This window comes from Mucilaginibacter sp. UYP27, from assembly GCF_040547175.1.
Classification (GTDB): Bacteria; Bacteroidota; Bacteroidia; order Sphingobacteriales; family Sphingobacteriaceae; genus Mucilaginibacter.
Genome location: NZ_JBEPPE010000001.1, coordinates 266,028 through 288,924, shown reverse-complemented (window position 1 = coordinate 288,924; position 22,897 = coordinate 266,028). Strand labels below are relative to the sequence as shown.

The 22,897-nt window shown below is 44.6% G+C and carries 18 protein-coding genes and 1 tRNA gene; 7 read left to right on the top strand and 12 right to left on the bottom strand.

Annotated features, from left to right (window positions below; all coding sequences use genetic code 11):
• The first annotated feature begins 44 nt into the window (after positions 1-44).
• Together ABIB39_RS01215 and ABIB39_RS01210 are read left to right on the top strand one after the other, a co-directional pair.
• Positions 45-2,288 carry a glycosyl hydrolase gene (locus ABIB39_RS01215; RefSeq protein ID WP_354426771.1) on the top strand — a complete coding sequence of 748 codons (2,244 nt, stop codon included), beginning with the start codon at positions 45-47 and terminating at the stop codon, positions 2,286-2,288.
• Between the two features lie 16 nt (positions 2,289-2,304).
• Positions 2,305-5,139: a glycoside hydrolase family 2 protein gene (locus ABIB39_RS01210; RefSeq protein ID WP_354426770.1), complete on the top strand. Its 2,835-nt coding sequence runs from the start codon at positions 2,305-2,307 to the stop codon at positions 5,137-5,139.
• A 387-nt stretch (positions 5,140-5,526) separates the two neighbouring features.
• Here ABIB39_RS01210 and ABIB39_RS01205 read toward each other — a convergent pair.
• Positions 5,527-5,599 (bottom strand) — tRNA-Met (locus tag ABIB39_RS01205).
• A 145-nt stretch (positions 5,600-5,744) separates the two neighbouring features.
• Here ABIB39_RS01205 and era point away from each other — a divergent pair.
• The 3 genes from era (at position 5,745) to ABIB39_RS01190 (ending at position 11,423) form a co-directional block, all read left to right on the top strand.
• On the top strand, positions 5,745-6,620 hold the full coding sequence (gene era, locus ABIB39_RS01200) for a GTPase Era (protein ID WP_354426769.1): 876 nt from the start codon (positions 5,745-5,747) through the stop codon (positions 6,618-6,620).
• 119 nt (positions 6,621-6,739) lie between these two features.
• Complete coding sequence (gene der / locus ABIB39_RS01195) at positions 6,740-8,041, top strand: ribosome biogenesis GTPase Der (protein ID WP_354426768.1); 1,302 nt, start codon at positions 6,740-6,742, stop codon at positions 8,039-8,041.
• 208 nt (positions 8,042-8,249) lie between these two features.
• Complete coding sequence (locus tag ABIB39_RS01190; protein ID WP_354426767.1) at positions 8,250-11,423, top strand: ATP-dependent DNA helicase; 3,174 nt, start codon at positions 8,250-8,252, stop codon at positions 11,421-11,423.
• Positions 11,424-11,572: 149 nt separating this feature from the next.
• Here the strand turns inward: ABIB39_RS01190 and ABIB39_RS01185 are convergent, their stop codons facing one another.
• The 10 genes from ABIB39_RS01185 to fumC form a co-directional block, all read right to left on the bottom strand.
• Positions 11,573-12,982, bottom strand: coding sequence for a hypothetical protein (locus tag ABIB39_RS01185; RefSeq protein ID WP_354426766.1), 1,410 nt, complete (start codon positions 12,980-12,982; stop codon positions 11,573-11,575).
• An 11-nt stretch (positions 12,983-12,993) separates the two neighbouring features.
• Positions 12,994-13,794 carry a hypothetical protein gene (locus ABIB39_RS01180; protein ID WP_354426765.1) on the bottom strand — a complete coding sequence of 267 codons (801 nt, stop codon included), beginning with the start codon at positions 13,792-13,794 and terminating at the stop codon, positions 12,994-12,996.
• Positions 13,795-13,814: 20 nt separating this feature from the next.
• Positions 13,815-14,315: a heavy-metal-associated domain-containing protein gene (locus ABIB39_RS01175; RefSeq protein WP_354426764.1), complete on the bottom strand. Its 501-nt coding sequence runs from the start codon at positions 14,313-14,315 to the stop codon at positions 13,815-13,817.
• A 56-nt stretch (positions 14,316-14,371) separates the two neighbouring features.
• Positions 14,372-14,761 (bottom strand): HYC_CC_PP family protein, encoded by a 390-nt coding sequence (locus tag ABIB39_RS01170; protein ID WP_354426763.1) that lies wholly within the window; start codon positions 14,759-14,761, stop codon positions 14,372-14,374.
• 103 nt (positions 14,762-14,864) lie between these two features.
• Positions 14,865-15,353: a DUF3347 domain-containing protein gene (locus ABIB39_RS01165; protein WP_354426762.1), complete on the bottom strand. Its 489-nt coding sequence runs from the start codon at positions 15,351-15,353 to the stop codon at positions 14,865-14,867.
• Between the two features lie 4 nt (positions 15,354-15,357).
• A complete protein-coding gene (locus ABIB39_RS01160) occupies positions 15,358-15,744 on the bottom strand; it encodes a hypothetical protein (RefSeq protein ID WP_354426761.1) in 387 nt (128 codons plus the stop codon).
• A gap of 16 nt (positions 15,745-15,760) precedes the next feature.
• Positions 15,761-16,198, bottom strand: coding sequence for a low molecular weight protein-tyrosine-phosphatase (locus tag ABIB39_RS01155; protein ID WP_354426760.1), 438 nt, complete (start codon positions 16,196-16,198; stop codon positions 15,761-15,763).
• A 67-nt stretch (positions 16,199-16,265) separates the two neighbouring features.
• A complete protein-coding gene (locus tag ABIB39_RS01150) occupies positions 16,266-17,066 on the bottom strand; it encodes a S1/P1 nuclease (RefSeq protein WP_354426759.1) in 801 nt (266 codons plus the stop codon).
• Between the two features lie 5 nt (positions 17,067-17,071).
• Positions 17,072-17,590: a fumarate hydratase gene (locus ABIB39_RS01145; RefSeq protein WP_354426758.1), complete on the bottom strand. Its 519-nt coding sequence runs from the start codon at positions 17,588-17,590 to the stop codon at positions 17,072-17,074.
• 84 nt (positions 17,591-17,674) lie between these two features.
• Positions 17,675-19,072: a class II fumarate hydratase gene (fumC, locus tag ABIB39_RS01140; RefSeq protein ID WP_354426757.1), complete on the bottom strand. Its 1,398-nt coding sequence runs from the start codon at positions 19,070-19,072 to the stop codon at positions 17,675-17,677.
• Between the two features lie 191 nt (positions 19,073-19,263).
• On the opposite strand from fumC, the gene ABIB39_RS01135 reads away from it, so the two are divergent.
• Complete coding sequence (locus tag ABIB39_RS01135) at positions 19,264-21,075, top strand: sensor histidine kinase (protein ID WP_354426756.1); 1,812 nt, start codon at positions 19,264-19,266, stop codon at positions 21,073-21,075.
• Positions 21,075-21,824 (top strand): LytR/AlgR family response regulator transcription factor, encoded by a 750-nt coding sequence (locus ABIB39_RS01130; RefSeq protein ID WP_354426755.1) that lies wholly within the window; start codon positions 21,075-21,077, stop codon positions 21,822-21,824. The genes ABIB39_RS01135 and ABIB39_RS01130 overlap by 1 nt, the downstream gene beginning before the upstream one ends.
• On the opposite strand, the gene ABIB39_RS01125 is transcribed toward ABIB39_RS01130, so the two are convergent.
• Positions 21,821-22,807: a tetratricopeptide repeat protein gene (locus ABIB39_RS01125; RefSeq protein ID WP_354426754.1), complete on the bottom strand. Its 987-nt coding sequence runs from the start codon at positions 22,805-22,807 to the stop codon at positions 21,821-21,823. The two genes, ABIB39_RS01130 and ABIB39_RS01125, sit on opposite strands and share 4 nt — an antisense overlap.
• Positions 22,808-22,897 lie beyond the last annotated feature (90 nt).

The window sequence follows — 22,897 nt, the reverse complement described above, 5'->3', positions numbered from 1 at the left end:
CTTACCGGTGGTGGCTTTTTTATGTTCAAAAATTAAAGCTTCAAATGAATATGATAATAAAGGGAGGGGCTACAACGCTGGCGGCTTTTATTGCCCTGGTGGCTTGTAAAAAAGATGGCGCCACTGCTTCGGCACCAAACCAGGCCGATACCACAGGCACAACTACGGTTGTAATTACAAAACCTTCCGACCCGGGATTAGGTGTTACACAAGGTTTTTTTCTTGATGGGTGGCAACCAAAACAGTTTGCTTTATCTAACAGTATCGTAAAAGGCACTAAGCCGGCCGCATCTAATATTACTGCTACGGTTGATGTTGCCCAGGTGCTTACCAAAGTGTCAAAAAAAATATATGGTAATAACACAAACCCGTACATGGGGCCGTACATTACCGACCCGGTGCTGATGAACTATCTAACCAAAATGGAACCAAATATATTGCGTTTCCCCGGTGGTAGTTTATCTGATGTTTACTTTTGGGACAGGAGCGACAACACACCGCCCAGCGATGCGCCCGCTACTTTGCAGGATGCAAAAGGGGTTATTTCAAATGCAAATTACTGGTATGGCAACAGCCCCGGCGACAATGCTTTTACGCTCGATAATTATTACAAGGTGCTGCAGCAAACCAATAGTGCGGGCATCATAACTGTAAACTATGGTTATGCCCGTTATGGCAAAGGCTTGCACCCCGATCAAACTGCCGCCCATTTGGCTGCCGACTGGGTACGATACGATAAAGGGCGTACCAAATACTGGGAAATAGGTAACGAAAACTGGGGTAATTGGGAAGCCGGATATCGTATCGCTGTTGCCGATAACAAGGATAACCAGCCACAAATACTTACCGGTTTACTATATGGTACGCATTTCAAGGTTTTTGCCGATTCGATGCGCAAAGCAGCTGCTGAGGTAGGTAATACGGGCATCAAAATAGGAATTGTATTAACAGAAGCCGACGAACACCTGAATCCAACAGTGATTACCAGCGCCTGGAATGCCGATGTTTTAAAGCAGGCGGGTAACGCGGCAGATTTTTATGTGGTGCATAACTATTACACGCCGTATTTTCAAAATTCTACCCCGGCAGAGATATTGGCTACCGCTTCAAAAGTTACCACCTCTACAATGGATTGGGTAAAAACCTCGGTTGCATCGGCAGGGGTTACTCAAAAACCGGTCGCGTTGGATGAATGGAATATTTTCGCGACAGGCTCGCAGCAAATGGTATCTAATGTTGCCGGCCTGCATGCGGCTAAGCAAGCTACTAAAGAAACACGCGAACTGTTTTATAGTATGCAACGCCTGGTAGGCGCAGGGGTTATATTTGGCCACCATGATGATACCGCTTATGGTGTTGGCTGGCGGCTGAATAATTATCGCTCAGATGTAAAAAGCACAACGGGCAGTTACCCCGCAATGTACGGTTGGGACCTTGCTAAAATTGAGCAAGACAGTACCAAAGACATCAACGGCATCCCATTTAAACGTCAACGGGAACTTGTAAAAGACGCTTACCGGCGCGGAGGAATAAATACCTTTTGCTGGCATATGGATAACCCGGTAAATGGTAAGTCGGCCTGGGATACCACACAGCTGGCGGTAAAGGATATTTTACCGGGTGGTGCGGCAAACGCAGAATATGTGAAATACTTGGATAGGGCCGCCGCATACTTAAGTAGTATGAAAGGGAACGAAGGCGAGCCGATCCCCATTTTATTCAGGCCGTTTCATGAGCTTACAGGCAACTGGTTTTGGTGGTGCGCCAATACCTGCACCCCAAATGAATTTAAAACCCTATGGCAATTTACCATTGGCTACCTGCGCAATACTAAAAAACTGCATAACCTGCTTGTTGTATATTCTGTAGCTGATTTTGATACCGAGGCCGAATTTATGGCCCGTTATCCGGGAAATGATTATGTTGACTTTGTTGGCTTCGACAATTACTGTGTTAAAAGCGTCGATCGCTATCAACAAAACCTTGATAAACGTTTAGCTCTCCTTGATCTTATAGCCGCAAAAAACCATAAGGTAGCTTGCCTGCCCGAAACCGGGTATGAACGCATTCCGCAGGCAGACTGGTGGACAAAAGTGCTGCTAAAAACGCTGTCTAAACACAAAACATCATACGTTATGGCCTGGCGCAATGATAACCCCGGCCATTTCTACGCACCTTATCCCGGGCAGGTTAGCGAGGCAGATTTTAAAGAGTTTGCTACCAAAACGCTGTTTCAAAAAAACATAACGCCCCTTGCTATATATGGCAAGTACATGCCTGTTCAATAATTAAAATAATGTTATCATGTTGATCATCCTAAATAAACTATATAAAGCAATTTTACTTTGTGGGTTGCTAACTTTAAGTGCGCAGCAACTGCTTTTCGCGCAAATAGGCGTTGTTAAGCAGGTGCAACTAAAATATTTCCAACTGCAATCTTACGAGTTGGTTCAGCCAGGAGGGAAGCAGCTCTCAGGCGCGGCATATTCACCAAATGTAAAATGGTACCCTGTTACCGTGCCGTCTACGGTGCTAACCGGCCTGGTAGCAAATAGGGTTTATCCAAGCCCATACCAGGGGTTAAACAACATGCTGATACCCGATGCATCAGATGAATTTAATAAGCAATACCAGCTCGAAAAATACAGCCATATCCCCGGCGTAAGCAACCCGTGGAAAAAACCTTATTGGTACCGTACAAATTTCACAATCCCGAAGGGTGACAAAGGCAAAATTTTTCAGTTGATATTCAAAGGTATAAACTACCGTGCGGAGGTTTGGCTGAACGGAAAGCGCATTGCAGATAGTTCGCAAATGGTGGGGATGTTTGCCGAACATAATTTGAATGTGAATGGGCAGGTTACTGCAGGCGGCAACAATAATTTGGCTGTCAAAATTTATCCTTTAGATTATCCCGGCCTGCCTGCAAAAGAACAATTGGAGGCACTCGGTCCGTTTTATGAAAATGGAGGGCCAACAGGCGATATCGGTAAAAACGTTACGATGTTATGCTCTGCCGGCTGGGATTGGATGCCACCCGTGCGCGACCGCAATATGGGCATCTGGCAGCCGGTTTACCTGCGCACAACAGGCGCCGTAACTATTGGCCGGCCAAAGCTGGTTACAGCTTTGCCGTCTTTACCAGATACAAGCAAAGCGACGCTTTCGTTGGCATTAACATTATCTAACTACAGCAAAAAAACTACTAATGGGGAGCTAAGGGTAACTATCAAACCCGAGAATTTTAAGGGCGCTGCTATTCAATTTTCTAAGCCTTATACGGTGATTGCCGGGGGGGCTAAAAGTGTAAACTTGGATGCTAAAACTGTAAAGGAATTATCGGTAAATAACCCAAAATTATGGTGGCCTAACGGTTATGGCCGTGCTAACCTATATCGTATCCGCTTGCAGTATGTGAATCAAAATCAACTTACAGATGATACAACATTTGTTTTCGGCATCCGTACGGTAAGTTCCCGGGCAACAGATGTGAAAGGCTTTACCCGTCGCGAGTTTTTTGTGAACGGTAAACGAGTGCACTTAAACGGCGGTGCCTGGGTGCCCGATCTAATGGTTAACCGCGATTCCGCCAGGTATGATCATGAACTTCATCTTTGTAAAACAGCAAATGTAAACCTGGTGCGCATCTGGGGCGGGGGCATCACACCACCAGATCAGTTTTGGAATGATTGTGATAAATACGGGTTAATGGTATGGTCGGACTTTTGGATCACCGGCGATACACAGGGCGAGTTTAAAGGTTCGCCGGAGTGGCCGCTGGAAAGCGATGTATTTATTAATAACGTAAAAAGTACCATCTACCGGATCCGTAACCATCCAAGCCTGCTGGTATGGACGGGCGGAAACGAAGGCCATGCCCGTAAAGAACTTTACGATGTGATGCGCCACAGCATCATAACCTTAGACGGCACACGCCCCTACATCCCCAGTTCATCAGGCTTTGCCAAACTACCGGCAGGGTGGGATGGCGCGTGGCCGGATAATAAACCTACAGGTGTTTACAGCAGCGGGCCTTACGCCTGGCAAGACCCAAAAGTATATTTCAAATTAGCTGCAGCCGGCCGCGACTGGGTATTTAAGGACGAAACGGGCCTGCCATCGCAACCGCCGTATAATACGTTGGCCAAAAATATCCCTGATACCACCTGGGATGAAAAACTACCTTTCCCAATTAATAATATGTGGGGGTACCACGATGCGGCCACAGGTGCCGGTAAATACGACGAATACTACAAAAACATGGTAAGCCGTTATGGGCAACCCACAACACGCGAGGATTTTTCTAATAAAATGCAGCTGATGAATGCCACAGGTTATCAAGGGATATTTGAGGCTGCAGGTCATAAGTTGACCGAAACAGGAGGGGTGATGTTATGGAAACTGAACGCCGCGTTCCCAAGCGTTGTTTGGCAAATTTATGACTGGTACCTGCAACCAAATGCAGGCTATTACTTTATGCAAAACGCTGTTGAACCGATCCACGCCCAATTTAATCAAAACGATTCGACAATTACGATATTGAACCGTACACACCATGCCACAGGTCTATTAAGCCTACAAGCAGATATATTTGATGCGAACAGTAAACTAATAAACCGCCAGCAGGCGAGAATTAGTTTGGCTGATGAAGGTATAAGGTCGGTATTGCCTTTAAAAACTGTTTTGCAACATCAAAAGGGACTAAGCTTTGTTGTTTTAAACCTGAAAGATAATAAAGGCAAGGTTGTATCGCACAATGTTTACTGGATGGCGCCGGGAAACGATTATAAAGTATTGAATACGATGCAAGGGGCATCTATAAAAACGCAGGTCTTAAATAGGATATCTGACGGCAAAGAAGTTAAATGGTCGATTTTGTTAAGTAACAATAGTAACAAGATCGCATTTTTTGTGCGACCGCAGCTAATGTCAAGTCAAGAAGAAGTAGCGCCAAGTTATTGGAGTGCAAACTATATTACCCTGGCACCAAATGAACACGCTAAACTCACGGTTTCTGCTCCAATTGATGTATTACATAAAAAAAAACCGACAAGGATTGAAGTAAGTGGATGGAATGTAATTAAAAAAACCGTTGGTATAAATAATATATCCCCTGAACTGTGGTTTCGGGGCAAGTGATGTTAACACCGATCTGTAGCGATAAATTCAAACTTTATTCGGGCGTGAATTTTTGTTAATCATCAGTCTAAGCTAAGCAAGCCATGTTTGACCGTGTCAACGACTTGTCGGGATGCCGGGACCCAAGGCTTGCTGGTTTTGGCAAAACATCGTTTGATTTGGACGACTGTCTAAATAAGGCTTTATTCAATCTTTCAAGGCTTCAATAACTTATAATGAAGTGGATGCCAAATTCAAGCGGAATTGGTTCGATATCTCAAAAACTGTGTTTTGATGGAGAGGCTTATCGAAGCTATCGAATGAACCAAGCTGCTAAATTAATCTACAACAAGTTAGGAGCAAAAAAAAAATCGGACAAAACTTGATTTCCAAGCTTGTCCGATTCGGTAGCGGGAGCAGGACTCGAACCTACGACCTTCGGGTTATGAGCCCGACGAGCTACCAACTGCTCCATCCCGCACTATCTTTGTTGGTATTACATAACGGGCATAACTCCGAAATGTTTGTTCCAATTGTCAAAAAAGCAATTTGCTGTTCCTTTTAATTGGTCTGCAAAGATATAATTCGTTTCTTTGCAGTCCAAATAATATTTTAATTATTTTTTTATGGCGCATAAGGCAGGTTTTGTAAGTATAATTGGTAAGCCCAACGCGGGTAAGTCAACCCTTATGAACGCACTGGTGGGCGAAAAGATGAGTATAATTACTCCAAAGGCGCAAACCACCCGCCACCGTATTTTGGGTATAGTTAATACCGACGACTACCAAATCGTGTTTTCTGATACCCCCGGCATCATCAAACCGCACTACGCATTGCATGAGAGTATGATGCACCAGGTTGACGGATCTATTGTGGATGCCGACCTGATATTGCTGGTTACTGATATCCACGAGGAATTTAACGAGCAGGATGTGATTAAAAAACTGGAAGGCTCTACTGCGCCGCTGGTTGTTTTGATCAACAAGATAGATCTATCCAGCGAAGAAGAAGTAAAGGAGAAGGTAGACTACTGGCAGGAAAAACTGAACCCGAAAGCGATTTATGCGATATCTGCCCTGCACGATCACAATATTAAAGCCGTTATGGACTTTGTATTAGAAGGCTTGCCGGAGCACCCCGCGTATTATGAAAAGGATGCGTTGACAGACAGGAACGATAGGTTCTTCGCTTCAGAGATGATCCGCGCGCAGATCTTTAAACAATACAAAAAAGAGATCCCATACAGCACCGAGGTTATTGTTACCGCGTTTGTAGAGGGCGAAAAGCTGCATCGAATCAGCGCCGAAATTATTGTGGAGCGCGATTCTCAGAAAAATATCATCATAGGCACCAAAGGGGAGATGCTGAAAATTGTAGGCACTTATGCCCGTAGGGATATGGAAGACTTTTTTCAGAAGAAGATCTTCCTGGAAATGTTTGTAAAGGTTATACCCGACTGGCGCAGCAAAAAAAATTACCTGAAAAAATTCGGATACGAATAATAAATATTTACGATTTACGAATTACGATTTTAGATTTATGCTGATCGGGTTTGTAAATTAGCATATAGGGTTTAGATGCGGTTAAATCGTAAATCTAAAATCTGCAATCTAAAATTGAAATGAGTAATATAGTAGCCATAGTAGGCAGGCCCAACGTTGGCAAATCCACTTTATACAACCGTTTAACCGAAAGCCGTAAAGCTATTGTTGACGATTTTAGCGGCGTAACCCGCGACAGGCATTACGGTACATCCGAGTGGATAGATAAAAAATTCACGGTGATAGACACCGGCGGTTATGTAGCCAATTCCGAAGAACTTTTTGAGGTAGCCATCCGCGAGCAAGTGCTTATCGCTATCGAAGAGGCATCGGTAATCTTATTTATGGTTGATGTTACCACAGGTATCACCGATCTGGATGACGAGATCGCTAACCTGTTACGTAAAGGTAAAAAGCCGGTTTTTGTTGTAGTAAATAAATTGGATAACAACGCCCAGCTGGCAGATGCTTCCGAGTTTTACAGCTTGGGCCTTGGCGAGATCTACACCCTGTCGTCAATGACAGGCTCGGGTACCGGCGAACTGCTGGACGAGGTTGTGAAGCATTTTGAGGATGTACCTTTTGAAGAGAACACCCGCCCTAAGTACGCCATTATTGGCCGCCCTAACGTTGGTAAATCATCTATCATTAATTCCCTTATTGGCCAGGAGCGTAACATAGTAACGCCAATTGCCGGCACTACGCGCGATTCTATCCATATCCATTATAACCGGTACGGGCATGATTTTATGCTGATCGATACCGCAGGGATGCGTAAAAAAACCAAGGTAAAAGAGAATATCGAATTTTACTCGGTAATGCGTACCATCAAAGCTTTAGAAGAAGCCGATGTGGTGATTATTATGGTTGACGCGGTTGACGGACTTGAAGCGCAGGATGTGAACCTGTTCCACCTGGCCGAGAAGAACAAAAAAGGCGTGGTTATCGTGGTAAACAAGTGGGACCTGATAGAAAAGAACAACAAAACCATCAAGGTATTTGAAGAACAGATCCGCCAAAAGTTAGCGCCGTTTAGCGATGTACCAATCGTGTTTACATCGGTATTAGAAAAACAACGTGTGTTAAAGGTGATTGAAGTTGCTAACCAGGTTTATGCCAACCGTGCCCGCAAGATCCCTACCAGTAAGCTTAACGAGATAATGCTTCCGATAATTGAAAAATACCCGCCGCCATCATTAAAAGGCAAGTATGTAAAAATCAAATACATTACGCAGATAGCGGGTACATCACCGATGTTCGCGTTCTTTTGTAACCTGCCACAGTATGTAAAAGAACCATACTACCGCTTTATAGAGAACCAGCTTCGTGCCAATTTCGAATTTTCGGGAGCGCCTATCCAGGTTTGGTTCAGGCAGAAGTAAGAAGGTTTAATTTTATATTAAATAGCGATGGGTTTACTCATCGCTATTTTTGTTTATGGCTTTTTGGTAGCGATTGCTTCATACGATTCGTCCTTGGGTAAGGGGGATGTAGGGAGTTTATATAAGTAGCAACCTTCTAAGCGAGAGAATTAATAGCTGCAATATGTTTAGGCCATCGCCTACAATCCTTATCTTTACTTCTACAATTATGCAATCTCCACTCAATAAATATAACGTCAAATTTCAGGAAGCGCTGGCGGGGTTAAACCCCGAGCAGTTAGCTGCTGTAAATCAAATGGATGGCCCTGTGCTGGTAGTTGCCGGGCCGGGTACGGGTAAAACGCAAATATTGGCGGCGCGTATCGGCAAGATCTTAACCGATACCGATGCCCTGCCGAGCGAGATCCTGTGCCTTACCTATACCGATGCAGGTGCTGTTGCCATGCGCAAGAGGTTGTTTGAATTTATTGGGCCCGATGCTTACCGCATTAATATTTATACCTTCCACGCCTTTTGTAACGAGATCATCCAGGAGAACCTGGAATATTTTGGTAAGCTGAATTTGGAGGCCTTGTCAGATCTGGAATCGGCAATGTTGTTTCGTGAACTTGTGGATGAGTTTGATAAAGAGCACCTGCTGAAACGCTTCACCGGGGACGTTTACTACGATGCCCCGCGGTTAAAAAAATTGTTCTCGACCATGAAGACCGAGAACTGGACTGAGGAACTGATCAAGCAAGCCGTACGGGAATACCTTGATGACCTGCCAAACCGCGATGAGTTTATCTACAAACGCGCTAATGCCAAAGCAGGCATCAGCATAGGCGACCCGAAGCAAAAGGACATAGATAAAGTTCAGGAAGCCATGAGCAAACTGCTGGCTGCAGTGGGCGAGTACCAAAACTATTCCCGCAAAATGCGCGATAATAATTGGTATGATTACGACGACATGATCCTTTGGGTGTTAAAAGCATTCCGTGAGAATGACGAGATTTTGCGCCGCTACCAGGAACGTTATCAGTATATTTTAGTGGATGAGTTCCAGGATACGAGTGGCTCTCAAAATGAGTTGTTGAAGTTTCTACTGAATTATTGGGAAACCCCAAATGTGTTTGTGGTGGGCGATGATGACCAGTCGATATTTAAATTTCAGGGTGCCAATATGAAGAACATCCTGGATTTTGCCGGCGACTACGTTTCTACCCTGCAAACGGTTGTGTTGAAGCATAATTACCGTTCTAACCAACACATTCTTGATATATCGAGGGCACTTATCAATAACAATAACGAGCGCCTTACCGCCCAGTTAAAGCTGGATAAAAACCTAAAAGCATCTCACCCGCGTTTTACCGAGGAGATTGTTGAGCCAATCATCAAGGAGTACGAAAACCCAAGCCAGGAACTGGTAGATGTAGCCCTGAGTATAAAAAGATTGGTAGATAAAGGCACACCGCCCGGGGAGATCGCGGTGATATACCGTAACCACAGCCAGGTAGAAGAATTACTGCACTTTTTAAATACCCAACACATTGCTGTAAATACTAAGCGAAAGATAGATGTTCTAAGCATCCCGTTTGGCGAGAAGATCATTAATATCCTGCGTTACTTGAGTATGGAATTGGACTCTCCGTATAGTGGCGATGAATTGCTGTTCGAGATCTTGCATTACGATTTCTTCAGCATCCCGCCTATCGAGATTGCCAAGGCCAGCATCGCGGTATCTAAAGAGAACTTCACCACCGCAAGTAACAACCTGCCAAAAACATCGCTGCGTCGCTATATCAGCGAAATTAAATTGGTAGCCCAGGCCGATCTGTTTAGTAAGCAGCCTGCTCAGCAGGAAATGAAATTTCTGGTAAACGATATTGATGCCCTGCTTACCGATGCGGTAAGCGTTACGCTGCAGCAGTTTTTCCAGAATGTGATAGCTAAGATGGGCATCCTCAAATACATTATGCAGCAGCCCGATAAAGGCGTGCATATGCAGGTATTAACAAGCTTCTTCGACTTTTTGAAAGATGAAAGCCGTAAGAACCCCGAAATCAAAATAGCCGACCTGATTGTTACTATTGACCTGATGCGCAAAAACAACATCAGGCTGGAGTTGAACAAGGTTATCTTTTCTGACAATGGCATCAACTTTCTTACCGCCCATGGTTCCAAGGGCCTGGAGTTTGAGCATGTCTTCTTTATTGGTTGCGATAAAAAAACCTGGGACAGCAAAGGACGCAACAGCGGTTTCAGCTATCCGGATACGCTCACGAGGGCAGCATCTGACGACATTGCCCAGAAAGAGGAAGCACGCCGACTGTTTTACGTGGCGCTTACCCGTTCAAAGCAATGCCTTAATATTTCTTACGCGGGTAAAGATAAGAATGGAAAAGATCAGGAACCATCGCAGTTTATTGGTGAGATATTGGCCGACACACACCTACTGGTAAACCATCCAAAGGTTAGCAGCGATGATATGCTGGAATTTTTCGCCACGCAATTTAACGAGGCTGATAAACCTGTGGTGGAGTTGTTGGATAGGAATTACATTAACCAGCTTTTACAAAATTATACGCTATCGGTTACACACCTGAGCAATTATCTGGATTGCCCGCTTAGGTTCTATTTTCAATGTTTAATCCGGGTGCCATCAGGTAAAAGCCCGTCGGCTACCTTTGGGCAGGCCGTGCACTGGGCGCTTAATAAAACCTATCGCCGCTTAAAAGAGAACGACGATGAGTTCCTGTCTACCGAAGAATTTCTGAAAGAGTTCCGTTGGTATATGTACCGTAACCGCGATTCGTTCACCAAGGAAGATTTTAAGCGCCGGGTTGATTATGGCGAAAAGATACTGCCGTTATATTACGAGCAAAATGTATCTACCTGGAACAAAGTTGCCCAAACCGAGCGCAGCATCAAAAATATTGAAGTAGCCGGGGTACCAATAAAAGGTAATCTGGATAAGATTGAGTTTGACGGCAAGCAGGTAACCGTGGTTGATTACAAGACAGGCCGCGTGCGTAACGCCAAACCCAAACTGGAACGCCCAACAAACGAAGAACCCAATGGCGGCGATTACTGGCGACAAGCCGTTTTCTACAAGATCCTGGTAGATAACGACCGCACCAACGATTGGGAAGTGATCAACACCATTTTTGATTTTGTAGAACCGGAAAAAGAAGGGGAGTATTTTAAAGCCAAGGTGGTGATAACACCACAGGATATTGAAGATGTAACAACTCAGATAACCACCGTTTACCAAAAAATAATGGCCCACGATTTTAATAAAGGCTGTGGTAAAGTTACCTGCGACTGGTGCCACTTCGTTAAAAGCAATTTTAAACAACCGGAGGGTTTGCTGGAAATTGCCGAGGGAGAGGATCCGGAATAAACTATTTTTTCTTTGTCATCCTGAGCGATAGCGAAGGATCTGTTATTGAACTATCCAATCGTATTTTGCTTGGCGTAGATCAGATGCTTCACTATCATTCAGCATGACAAGCTTTTAAAATAGGAAGGGCGCTGTAGGCGCTTTTCCTATTACATATCCATCATATCATGATCCATCTTGCGTTTGCTGCCGCCCATTTTCATGAGGCTGGGGGTAACGCGCAGGTAAACCTGGAACCCAATGGGTGCTGTGCCGTAAAGCGGCCTAAGCGCTTGCGGAGAGGCGTTCAGCGTAGCTTGCAAGCCAATGGTCAAGTTTGTTTGTTTAAACGTTGATACAATACGGTTTGTGCCGAGTGTGATGGCGTTAATGCTAAAGTTCGGGTCGCCGGGGTAAAGTGTTTCCAGATCAAGTTCGCCGGCATCTTTCTGCACGTATTCGTACCGGCCGTAAATTGCGGTTTTATTTAACTGCAGGCTGTTTTCTAACAATACAGCAGGCTGCGTGCGGCCATGGTGGCGGTTTTGCCCGTACACCAAAGTAGTGGCAACATAGCTGTTCTCACCAAGCATTTTAGTGTGAATAGCCGATGCGGTAAAGCGGTCGACATCATCATTCGGCTCGGCTTCTTCCGGGCTTTTTAGCCAGCCGTTTGATACCTGCAATGCCCACTCTTTTGATGGGTTAACCGACAGTCGTACCGAGTAAGAATCAAACTTAGGCTTATCAAAATCATAACGATGCTCGTCGGGTTCCCTGCCTGTAAATAACGATCCCTCAAGTTTTACATTTTTATAACGAAACCCTAAAGTAGCCGTACCAAAAGTGATATGCGTAGCATCGGCATAGTGGTGACTTAAAGGCGCGTCGGGGTTATTCATAGCCGATAGACGGTGCATAAATACCGGCGGCCCAAGTGCAGGCTCGCCCGGCATCCCAACGGAAAGCGATACGTCGGTATTTTTGGCGACACGTTGGGTGTAGGCTACGCTTAGTTCCGAAAATAGGTCGTGCGGGTGCTGGCGGTCAACCAGTTTTTTGCCTTGGTAAGATTCGCCTGTTTGATACAGCAATGGGTAGCCGCCGTTACCTACTGTGAAGGCATCCAGCGAAAACATGGTGTTAACCGCAAACAAACCATTACTACCTACTTTGCGCTGCGCCATGTACATAAACCAGTTGGGCACATCAAACTGGCTGTCTCCTCGGCTGCCTTTGTTAAAAACGTCCTGCTTATTATACCGCGCAAAAAAGCTTCCGTGAATCATCTGCATCCACTTTTTACCGTGTATCATGTACATATACATCGGTGTTTCGTCGGGCACCCAAGAGGTTCCCGAGCCATCACGGTTCATTGGCAGATCGAGCGAGAACTGGCTGGTCATGCTCATGCTGTGGCGGGTAGTATCATGCTGCATTTCGGCCATCATTTTGGCATGATCGTGCGGCATGGCTTTTTTGGTGGTGTCTTTTTGAGTATGCTGCATATGGTCCATTTGCTGTGCATTGGCGGCAAAGGATATTATCAGTACAAAAAGTATGGTGATATATTTTTTCATTGGGTAGAAGTCTATAAGTTAAAAAAATTGTACTCGAACCGTACCAGGTACATGTTGACGCTGTTACGCTGCATATTATTGTACAAAGGGGTTCGGTACGAGAAATCGAGCCGGCAAACGCTATTGAAAATGAATTGTACTGCAGGTGCAACATCAAGGTAGTTTTGGTTATACCCCGGGTTGTTTTTGCCAAGCAATTCTACATACAGGTTCAAATTTACCTGGTCGTAGCTTTTGTATTGTTTTGGCAGCACCAGATAACCGGCAGATAGTGTGTAGGCCAATGCTTCTTTAGCGCCGGTAATAGTGCCATAATCATTAGCACTATTTAATCCTCTCAGGTAACTACCCGATGCAGACAGAGCCAGCTTATGCAGCAACTGCGTAAACACCAAACCGCCCTGCAAACCCGAATTATCGCCCTCTAAAGCAATCTCCTGTTGCTGGTATGGATTTCGGCTAACAGCCGCTTTGCCAAACACCGCCCCGCGAAAATGGGTTTGCACCGCATCAACAGAAAGGAAACGGTACTTGGCATAAAAGCTGCCACCTTCAAACCTTTGGTTGCTTTGATAAAAGTTGGATGTGTACACGGCGCCATGCAGCATCAACTTGCCCGTAGCGCCGTACATGGCCTCTAAAGTAGTCCGGTTTTTAAATACGGATGCTTCGGTAAAACCCTGGTTCTCTAACCGGATGCCTAACGAGTGGGCGGCCATATTGCTGGCCGGTTCGGTGTTTACATATAACTCTTGCGCGTGCGCAAAGCATGCCAATGCCGTAAGGCAAAAAGCCAATAAAATAACTTTCATAAGTTGTCTTAAGAAAGTGCTTAAATTGCTAAATGATACGTGCGGCCTGTAGCGGTAGCTGCCTCTTCGGGGGTTTTACCCAAATGCTTTTTGGTAACCGAATTTGGCGCGAAACCTTTATCTACAATGGTTACAGTAACCGGGCCGGCTAAAGCCTTGTCGGCATTAAGCAGCTTGTAGGTGTTGGCACCATAGGTAAAAACATTATCGGCAACCTTGGTATTATCGAAGTTAAAGGTAGTTTTCAGGTAACTTACCGAGAAGCCCGAGTCTTTAACCTTTTTGCTGATTTGTGAAAAATCTACGGGCACATCATTTTTGAAAGTGATAATGTAGATGTTACGCATCAGGTCGGGTTTTATCTCGCTAACAAACGGCAGGGCTTTTAACGATTTCTCAGTAGTGCGGGCACAAAGGGAACAGGTAAGGCCGCTAACTTGTAGTTCGGCTTTGGTAAATTGTGCTTTTGCAACGGTTACGGTTGCTATAAGTAGAATGATATATACTTTTAAAGTTTTCATGTTATTAAAATTGAATTTGAAATTGATAAGTTAAATCTCGAAAAGAAGATCCAATGTCAAATTTTCAAAGTCCGGTTTTTAATAAATGATGGGACGCTTTGTTTCGGCGCGTCGGGTGGGCCGCGGTCAAAAAACGCATTCAATAGCATCTGATGCACAGGCAAAATAAAATCGGCAAATGTGGATGACGGAATAGTTACCGGGGACACTTTTGGGATAAATGAATTAGGCTGGCTTTCGTGGCTATCCTTAACTTTTACATCGAGTTTAGTATCCTTACAGCATTTCATTTTGCTTTTAGCCATTGGCTTAACGCAGCTTTTGGCCGGGGCATTTATTTTGATATCGGCAACGTGATTACCACAGTAATGCAAGTTAAGGGCAAAGCCGGTTGATGTAATTACGTACATCAATACTATAAACAATATGCCGCCCTTTTTTATCATTAAAACAAAAGTACACTATTAACTGCCTCATTTCAAACTTGTAGAGCATTTATTTATTGTCCAATGTTTGGAAAATAAAATATAATCCCTTTTTATACAAGACTTATTTCGTCACTTTCAAAGTTGCTGTTACCTTTCCGCAATCCAGCATATCATCACCATAATATGGGTTGCGGATGCCCTCAGTTTCGCTTAACCACGCGGCTCTTTTCATGGGGCAATACTGCTGGTAAAGCGTAGTGCCGTTAAGTTTTAACGCCGATAAAAGGCTGTACATGTTTTTGGACAGACTTTCGAAGTGCTCGCGCTGATGGTCTATCACCGTGGTTTGGCTAATGTGGCGGCTATCAAATTTTAGTTTATCCAGGTAGGTAGCCAACAGCTTTTGCTGTGCAGGTTTTAAACCTTTAACCGGTGCAGATAACGCTTCTAATAGCTCCGCAGAGCGGGTTTTAGCTAATGCAGCGTTACTGCCAACCAACGCGTTTTTCACGCCGATGTATGAGGTGGTTACCTTATCAATTGCCGCGTTTTGTGCGTTTGCCATTAATATGGTGCAGCTTAACAGCAGGGCCAAAAATATTGCTTTCATAATTTTATGTATTGGAAGGATGTTTTGAAAATATGGTGCCGAACAATATCGCAAAAATCGCGTAAAAAATCGTTACTATCCAAACGATGTAATGCAGGTGTATATTGCTAATAATGGCTTTTACCAAAGCCGCGCCGCCTATAAAAAAGTGCGCAAAGTTAGCTACTGCTATTGGCTTGTTATAAATGCCGCCAATAATGGCACCCTTAGCCATCCAGTTAAGCATAGCAAAGCCAAAAAACAACGCCCCTAAAATTTGTAATTGCAACTGGTAAAGTTTGGAAAAGCCCATGCCGGTGTAGGTGGCAATCTCTTGCGGCATAAAGGTGAAGGCAACGCCAATAAACGCCAGAAAAATGGCACTCGCCATCATGATAGGTTTAGTGTTCATCCACCTAAGGTATCAATTAATGGCTGCATTGTTTGATGATCTCCTTACATCCTGCCTCTATCAGTTTAAAAATCGGGGCAAACTGCGTATCGTCGTAATATGGGTCGGGAACTATCTGATCGCCCAAAAGCATTTTAACTTTCAGTCGGTCGGCATTGTTTCGCGCCATGGCAAGCACACTACTCAAGTTGTTTTTATCCATCACCAATATCAGTTCGAACGCGTCAAAATCGCTGGTACGGAACAAACGGCATACTTGCTTGCTGATATCTACGCCCTGGTCGGCAGCAGCTTTTACAGATCGCCTGTCGGGCGCTCGGCCAATATGCCAGTCGCCCGTACCTGCCGAATCTACCTGCCAGTCCAGCCCGGCCTTATCTGCCAGGTTCTGCATAATACCCTCCGCCAATGGCGAACGGCATATATTGCCTAAGCAAACCATTAGTATTTTCATGATGCGAATATGCAAATGCAGATTAAGGAATTTGCATATCTGCATATCCCCGTATCTGCACATCGGGCTATGCCCCAAATATTTGATTTAATAACCCCGCTAATCTAACGCCGCCTTTTACAAGCTGCCGGTTAAGGGTGCCGATGTATTCGAAATTGTACCTGTATACGTTTACTTTATCGCCATCTTTATTGCTTGCATAGATCTTTGCTGCTATTTGATTAGACTCGAACAGCCACTGGCTAACCGGTGCTTTTTGCCATTCAGCGCGTTGCGCGGCAGTTGTATGGTTTATCCAAATGCTATATTCGGTATAGCTTAATTGCTGAAAATCTATCAGCTGGCTATCCCAGATAGAGTGCAGGTTGGTTTGGTTATTAAACCACATAACCTTAACGTCGTTACCACCTTTATCGCTCAGGTGGCCGGTGTGCAGGGGCTGGTGAACGTCTTCTACAACGTGGATCAGCATGCGCAAGGCAAGCAGTTTATTGGCCTTAGGCAGGCTTTTCTTTTTAAGTTCACCAACTAAAAAGTTGATTTTGGTATAGGCATCGGTAGCAGTATCCTGTTTTAAAAACGCTTGCATTTCCGGATAGCTGTATTCCTTATCAAAGTTTATAAAATGCCAGTTGTACAAATAACTATACTGAGGGTCTGATTTGATGAAGTCGGCCCAGTTGCTGGTCATCGCTATAGACTCGTTGCCCAGTATGGCTTTAATGGCGGCGCGGGCTTTTGCGTTAAGGTGACTATCGGCAATTTGGCTGCTGATGCGGTGGCCGTTGGTGCCCCATGCCATGGTTTGGATAGGCAGGTAAATGATGGCGATGCCTAAAATGATTTTTTTGAAAATACTGGTTTTCATATTTTTTACAATGGCTTTGGTGTACAGGAGTTTCTTTTTACTAAACGTGTATTAATGGCTATCACGCTTGATGTTGGGTTGAACTGAACAAGCGAATCTGACTTCTTCACTATCTTAAATCGCTCTTCGTAAATGCCCGATCGGAAGCAGCCCGAAGGGTCTTTGTAGCTATAGTCGACATTGCAGAACAGGCCGCGCACATGCAGGGTATCGTTCCGCTGCTCGTAAACGCCTTTAGCATATTCTGTCCATTGGCCACTTTTGGTGCAGCTATCTGCCCCGGCGTTTGCTTTACTGATAGTTTTGATGCTCACAAAAAACGAATCGCAATTAAACTTTAGGTTATATAAAGAATAACTTACCAATTGTTGCTGCATTGTTACACTATCCTGCTGCCACTCGCCCTGCAAATAGCTCTCGCCCGGCGTTTGCATATCTGGGTTAAACTTGCAGGCAGTTTGCCATAAGAAGGTGAAAGCTATCCCGATAGCTATCAGGATGTAAAAGGCGAAAGCTTTTTTCATGAACGGGATAATTTAAAAGCCTCTCCCCAAAACGGAAAGAGGCTAAATTCTGCTCCCCTTTAAGGGGGGGCTGTGGGGGGCTTATTATTTTAAGCTCCCTATCATATCTTCGGGGCGTACCCACTCGTCAAATTGCTCGTTGGTGAGGTAACCCAGGCCAACTGCGGCTTCGCGCAGCGATAGGTTATCTTTTAGGGCAGTCTTGGCAATTTTAGCAGCGTTTTCGTAACCGATGTGCGGGTTAAGCGCGGTTACCAGCATCAGCGAATTTTCGAGGTGCTTTTTAATACCGTCGTAGTTTGGTTCGATACCAACCGCGCAATGGTCGTTAAACGATACGCAGGCATCGCCTATTAACCTTGCCGACTGCAGGAAGTTTGCCGCCATAAGCGGTTTAAAAACGTTAAGCTCATAATGGCCGTTAGAACCGCCAATGCTAATGGCAACATCGTTACCCATAACTTGCGCGGCAACCATGGTAACCGCCTCGTTTTGGGTTGGGTTAACTTTACCCGGCATAATTGACGACCCCGGCTCGTTATCCGGGATATGTATCTCGCCAATACCCGAACGCGGGCCCGATGCCAGCATCCTGATGTCGTTAGCTATTTTCATTAACGATACCGCTATCTGTTTTAACGCGCCGTGGCTTTCTACAATTGCATCATGTGCTGCAAGGGCTTCAAACTTATTTTCGGCAGTGATGAATGGCAGATTGGTGAACTTGGCAATGTACTCGGCAACTTTAACATCATAACCTTTTGGCGTGTTGATGCCCGTACCAACAGCAGTACCACCAAGGGCAAGCTCGCTAAGGTGATCGAAGGTATTACGCAACGCCTTTAAACCATGGTTAAGCTGCGATACATAGCCAGAAAATTCCTGGCCCAAAGTAAGCGGCGTAGCATCCATTAAGTGGGTACGGCCAATTTTTACAACGCTTTTAAAAGCCTCGCTTTTTGCCTTTAAGGTATCGCGCAATTTTTCGATCCCCGGGATGGTTACATCGATCAGGATCTTGTAGGCCGCGATGTGCATAGCGGTTGGGTAGGTATCGTTTGATGATTGCGATTTGTTCACGTCATCATTGGGATGGATGAAAGTTTTGCCTTCGCCCAGTTTATTACCCTGTAAAACGTGCGAACGGTTTGCCACCACCTCGTTCACGTTCATGTTTGATTGTGTGCCAGATCCGGTTTGCCAGATCACCAGTGGGAACTCGCTGGCAAGCCCGCCTGCTAATATCTCGTCACATACCTGTGCTATCAGGTCGCGTTTATCGGCAGGCAATACGCCCAGATCGGTATTTGTATAAGCCGCCGCTTTTTTAAGGAAGGCAAACGCCTCTATAATTTCCTTCGGCATTGATGCCTCGGGGCCAATTTTGAAATTGTTGCGCGAGCGTTCTGTTTGTGCGCCCCAGTATTTGTCGGCGGGTACCTGTACCGCGCCCATGGTATCATGTTCGGTTCTGAAACTCATATGGATAGTATGTTTTTGCGAGGGCAAATTTAGGGTTTTATGTGGGTTTAAGCCAGTTGCAATAAATTAAATACACTGTAAAATGCCGGATACTAAGGCAACCCTGCCGGATACTGTTTCATGATTGTGCAATACGCGTAAACCCTGCAGTTTTATATCAACAAACAAATACTAACTTAACACCGCGAATCATGAAACTGCTAATTACCAAGACCGCTTTTATAATTTTATGCTTACTTGCGCTTTGTTGTAGAAGCATAGCGCAAAAACGCCAACCTAATGCAGGGCAAGAGAGGCACTTTGCCCTGGTTGGTAAAACTTATGTTGATACCACAAATTCAACACCCGAAAAAATGGAGTTTTACCATAAGCAAGTGCGGTTAAATAAATTTGCTAACGAGCATTTCTACTTTAATTGGCTTGGTAAACAAAACATCGGGATACGTTTTGACACCACAAGCAAAAGCAAAATTTACGAAGGCCTAAAGCAAACCGTTAATGGGCGGGAATTTAGCAGCATCTTAATTGACGGGACAACTTCTGTAGAGGTTATCATCCAAAATATCCAATCGGAGCCCCAGGCGCTAAATTACTTATATCGGGTTGTTAAGAATAATAACCAGGAGCTTATTGGTTGGAGGCCGCCCTTCAATATCAAAACCCTGGCCGATGGCACCAGGTACGCTTACTTAGGTAAATTTGATTATACGCCCGGCCAGTTCATTAAGGTGGAGATTTATAATATCAAAAATTTTCGTGAGCAGGACGCCGTGTTTATTGACTGGAGAAAAATTGAAAAGGCTAAGGTGGATGCGTCCATACGATACGTTAGGCCGCACGCGCCAATGCCCGACTACATGCTACTTTCACACAATTTTAATGACTTACACCGGGATAGCGACAGACACATTTATTATGAGCATAAAAAGATCGTTTTTAGGGACGTGCCTTATGTAGATATGATTGAAACGCGGGAGGTTGGCGATGCTAAATTCCGCTTATCAGATAGTTTGCAAAGCCTTGCCTTTAATATTGGAAAGGGTGATAGACTGTATTATTACAGGATCAGTTTGAAACGAAATATTGATGGTAAAACCGACAGCCTGCAACTGGGAGAAAGTAACAGCACGTTCGAATTATTTAAAGAGTATTGGAAGTCGCCCGGTGTATATAACATCATCTTCACACCAAAAATACTTGAACCTGGCGGGCACCCTGTAAAACTATTGCACAATTTAGCCACCGATATCAAATTTACGGTTCTGCCCCCATTAAATAAGCAACGTACCGTGTCGTTAAAAACATTAGGTTATATATTAGTGATATTGTTAACAACAGGTGGCTTTATGTTTATGATGTATCGCGATAGCCAAAAGCGAAAGCTAAAACGTGAGGAACAAAACAGGCAGATAGCATCATTGCAACTACAATCGGTAAGGGCGCAGTTGAACCCGCATTTTATTTTTAACGCCCTGGCAGGGATCCAAAACCTCATGAATAAAAGTGAGGTAGAGAACGCCAATAAATACTTAAGCAAGTTTGCCCGCCTTACCCGTAATGTGTTGGATGATGCTAATAATGAACTTACCTCTATTGAACATGAAACCGACCTGCTGAACGATTACCTGCTGATGGAGCAAATGCGCTTCGGCTTTAAGTTTAGTATCGCGGTTGATGAAAAGGAGATAGACCAGCAGATCGAGATCCCGGCCATGTTGCTGCAACCTTTTGTAGAAAACGCGGTAAAACACGGGGTTTCGGCATTGGGCGATAAAGGCAAGATCGATGTTGCGATAATTAAAACGGATGCTACACTTGTGCTATCGGTAACCGATAACGGCAATGGCTTTGGCGGAGATACAACTGGCGGCATGGGTATGAAACTTTGTGCCGACCGGATAAAACTGCTGAACAGCATTTATAAAACCGCCAACATTGTGATGCACAAAGCATCAAATAATAACGGGACATTAATAACCATTGAACTGCAAAACTGGCTATAATGAAAGCGCTGATAATTGACGACGAAACCTCTAACCGCGAAAACTTGCAGCAGCTGTTGCAGGTTTACGCCCCAGATGTGCAGGTAGCTGCTTTAAGCGATAGTGTTGACGACGCGCTGAAGGCGATTATACTCCACCAACCACAGCTGGTGTTCCTGGATATACAGTTGCATGCCCAATCAGGGTTCGATCTGTTGAAGCAATTGGGCGATATCAATTTCGAGATCATATTTGTGACTGCCTATAATCAGTATGCTATACAGGCCATCAAATTTGCCGCGTTAGATTACCTGCTAAAACCGATAGATATTGACGAACTGAAGCTGGCAGTGGATAAGGCCCGCAAAGCCATAGCCCAAAAACAAAAGAACGACCGGCTTAATCACTTACTGGATTATTTGAGGGATGATAAAAAGGCGCCAGTCCGCATCGCCCTGCCCATGTTTAGCGAAACGCGCTACGTAAACATTGTGGACATTGTACGATGCGAGGCAGATAATACTTACACCAAATTTGTGCTTGCGGGCGGCGAACAGATCCTGGTATCAAAAACACTAAAGGAATATGCCGATATGCTAACCGGGCAGGGCTTTATCCGCGCGCATCAATCGCACCTCGTAAACATTACCTTCATAAAAAGCTGGCTCCGCGAGGACGGCGGCAGTTTATTGCTGACGGATAATACTAAAGTCCCGGTAAGTAAATTAAATCGCGAGAAAGTAAAGCTTGCCTTATCGGGCGTTATTTAATTAGCAGCATTGCTTTTTGCCCAGCTATCCAACGCCATAACTTTATCTGCATTATCTTTTACCCAAGCCGCATTTTCCGGCAAAGCTGTCTGGCTTATCACCCGCACAAACGTGTCAAAATTATCCGTTTGCGATAGCTTGTAAAAGAATTGCGCGTACTTGTATTGTTTACCGGGAGTGATGGCGAAAGCGGCAAACAGCTCTTTTAATTGCGCGGTAAGCAATGCTGTTGGCGAAGCGTATTTACGCGTCATAAACCCGGCTAATGCTTTGGTAATGGTTTTGTTTTGGGCAAAGGCTTCGGCTTTGGTGGTGGCTGTTGGGATATAACCAACTTCGGCCTCGAGTGTACCGCGTTGCAGCATGTTTTGCAGGTTGCCAAAGGCCTCTTTACTACGGGTCGAGTTTGGCTCTAATTGTAAAAAGCGGCAAAAGCCAAGCACAGCATCGGCACGTTTATTTTCATGAAAGGTGACCAGCGCGTACATCCTGGTGCTGCCCGCATCCATAGAATCGCGTTTAATGGCGCCAATAAAACTTTGTTCGGCATCTGGGTAAAGCTTACTGCGATATTGTACAATGCCTAAATTATAGTAAATACGTTGGTTAGTACTATCGGTTTTTAAACCATTCTTATAAGCTTCAATAGCTTTGGGCAGCTGTTTTGCATTGCCGTAAATACTCCCCATTAAACTATAAGATGCGGCAGTAAGTGTGTTGCTTGCATTCGTTTTAATGGCCGTTTCCAGGAAGGGAATGCCATCCGGCCCGTTGCCGCCGCTAAATAGGGTTAAAGCCATTTCGTAATTGGCGCGGGCGTTTGCAGGTTCGGTAACTAACGCGTTTTTATATTTCTCTATCGCGGCGGCATATTGTTTTTGGCGGTACAGTTGCTGGCCTTCTTTGGTAAGGCTGGCGGCATCCTGTGCAGATGTACTGGTAAACGCAGTTAAAAATAATATTATTCCCGCCAATGATCTCATATCCAAATTTACGGTTTATTAATATTTTTGAAACATTAATCAAATTTTAATCTTTTACCACTTATATAATTTTTAATTTTCGCCTTTGAT

Bases quoted from the DNA above. Each gene is read 5' to 3' on its own strand.
- ABIB39_RS01215 (WP_354426771.1), top strand. From the start codon at position 45: ATGAATATGATAATAAAGGGAGGGGCTACAACGCTGGCGGCTTTTATT.
- ABIB39_RS01210 (WP_354426770.1), top strand. From the start codon at position 2,305: ATGTTGATCATCCTAAATAAACTATATAAAGCAATTTTACTTTGTGGG.
- era (WP_354426769.1), top strand. From the start codon at position 5,745: ATGGCGCATAAGGCAGGTTTTGTAAGTATAATTGGTAAGCCCAACGCG.
- der (WP_354426768.1), top strand. From the start codon at position 6,740: ATGAGTAATATAGTAGCCATAGTAGGCAGGCCCAACGTTGGCAAATCC.
- ABIB39_RS01190 (WP_354426767.1), top strand. From the start codon at position 8,250: ATGCAATCTCCACTCAATAAATATAACGTCAAATTTCAGGAAGCGCTG.
- ABIB39_RS01185 (WP_354426766.1), bottom strand. From the start codon at position 12,982: ATGAAAAAATATATCACCATACTTTTTGTACTGATAATATCCTTTGCC.
- ABIB39_RS01180 (WP_354426765.1), bottom strand. From the start codon at position 13,794: ATGAAAGTTATTTTATTGGCTTTTTGCCTTACGGCATTGGCATGCTTT.
- ABIB39_RS01175 (WP_354426764.1), bottom strand. From the start codon at position 14,315: ATGAAAACTTTAAAAGTATATATCATTCTACTTATAGCAACCGTAACC.
- ABIB39_RS01170 (WP_354426763.1), bottom strand. From the start codon at position 14,761: ATGATAAAAAAGGGCGGCATATTGTTTATAGTATTGATGTACGTAATT.
- ABIB39_RS01165 (WP_354426762.1), bottom strand. From the start codon at position 15,353: ATGAAAGCAATATTTTTGGCCCTGCTGTTAAGCTGCACCATATTAATG.
- ABIB39_RS01160 (WP_354426761.1), bottom strand. From the start codon at position 15,744: ATGAACACTAAACCTATCATGATGGCGAGTGCCATTTTTCTGGCGTTT.
- ABIB39_RS01155 (WP_354426760.1), bottom strand. From the start codon at position 16,198: ATGAAAATACTAATGGTTTGCTTAGGCAATATATGCCGTTCGCCATTG.
- ABIB39_RS01150 (WP_354426759.1), bottom strand. From the start codon at position 17,066: ATGAAAACCAGTATTTTCAAAAAAATCATTTTAGGCATCGCCATCATT.
- ABIB39_RS01145 (WP_354426758.1), bottom strand. From the start codon at position 17,590: ATGAAAAAAGCTTTCGCCTTTTACATCCTGATAGCTATCGGGATAGCT.
- fumC (WP_354426757.1), bottom strand. From the start codon at position 19,072: ATGAGTTTCAGAACCGAACATGATACCATGGGCGCGGTACAGGTACCC.
- ABIB39_RS01135 (WP_354426756.1), top strand. From the start codon at position 19,264: ATGAAACTGCTAATTACCAAGACCGCTTTTATAATTTTATGCTTACTT.
- ABIB39_RS01130 (WP_354426755.1), top strand. From the start codon at position 21,075: ATGAAAGCGCTGATAATTGACGACGAAACCTCTAACCGCGAAAACTTG.
- ABIB39_RS01125 (WP_354426754.1), bottom strand. From the start codon at position 22,807: ATGAGATCATTGGCGGGAATAATATTATTTTTAACTGCGTTTACCAGT.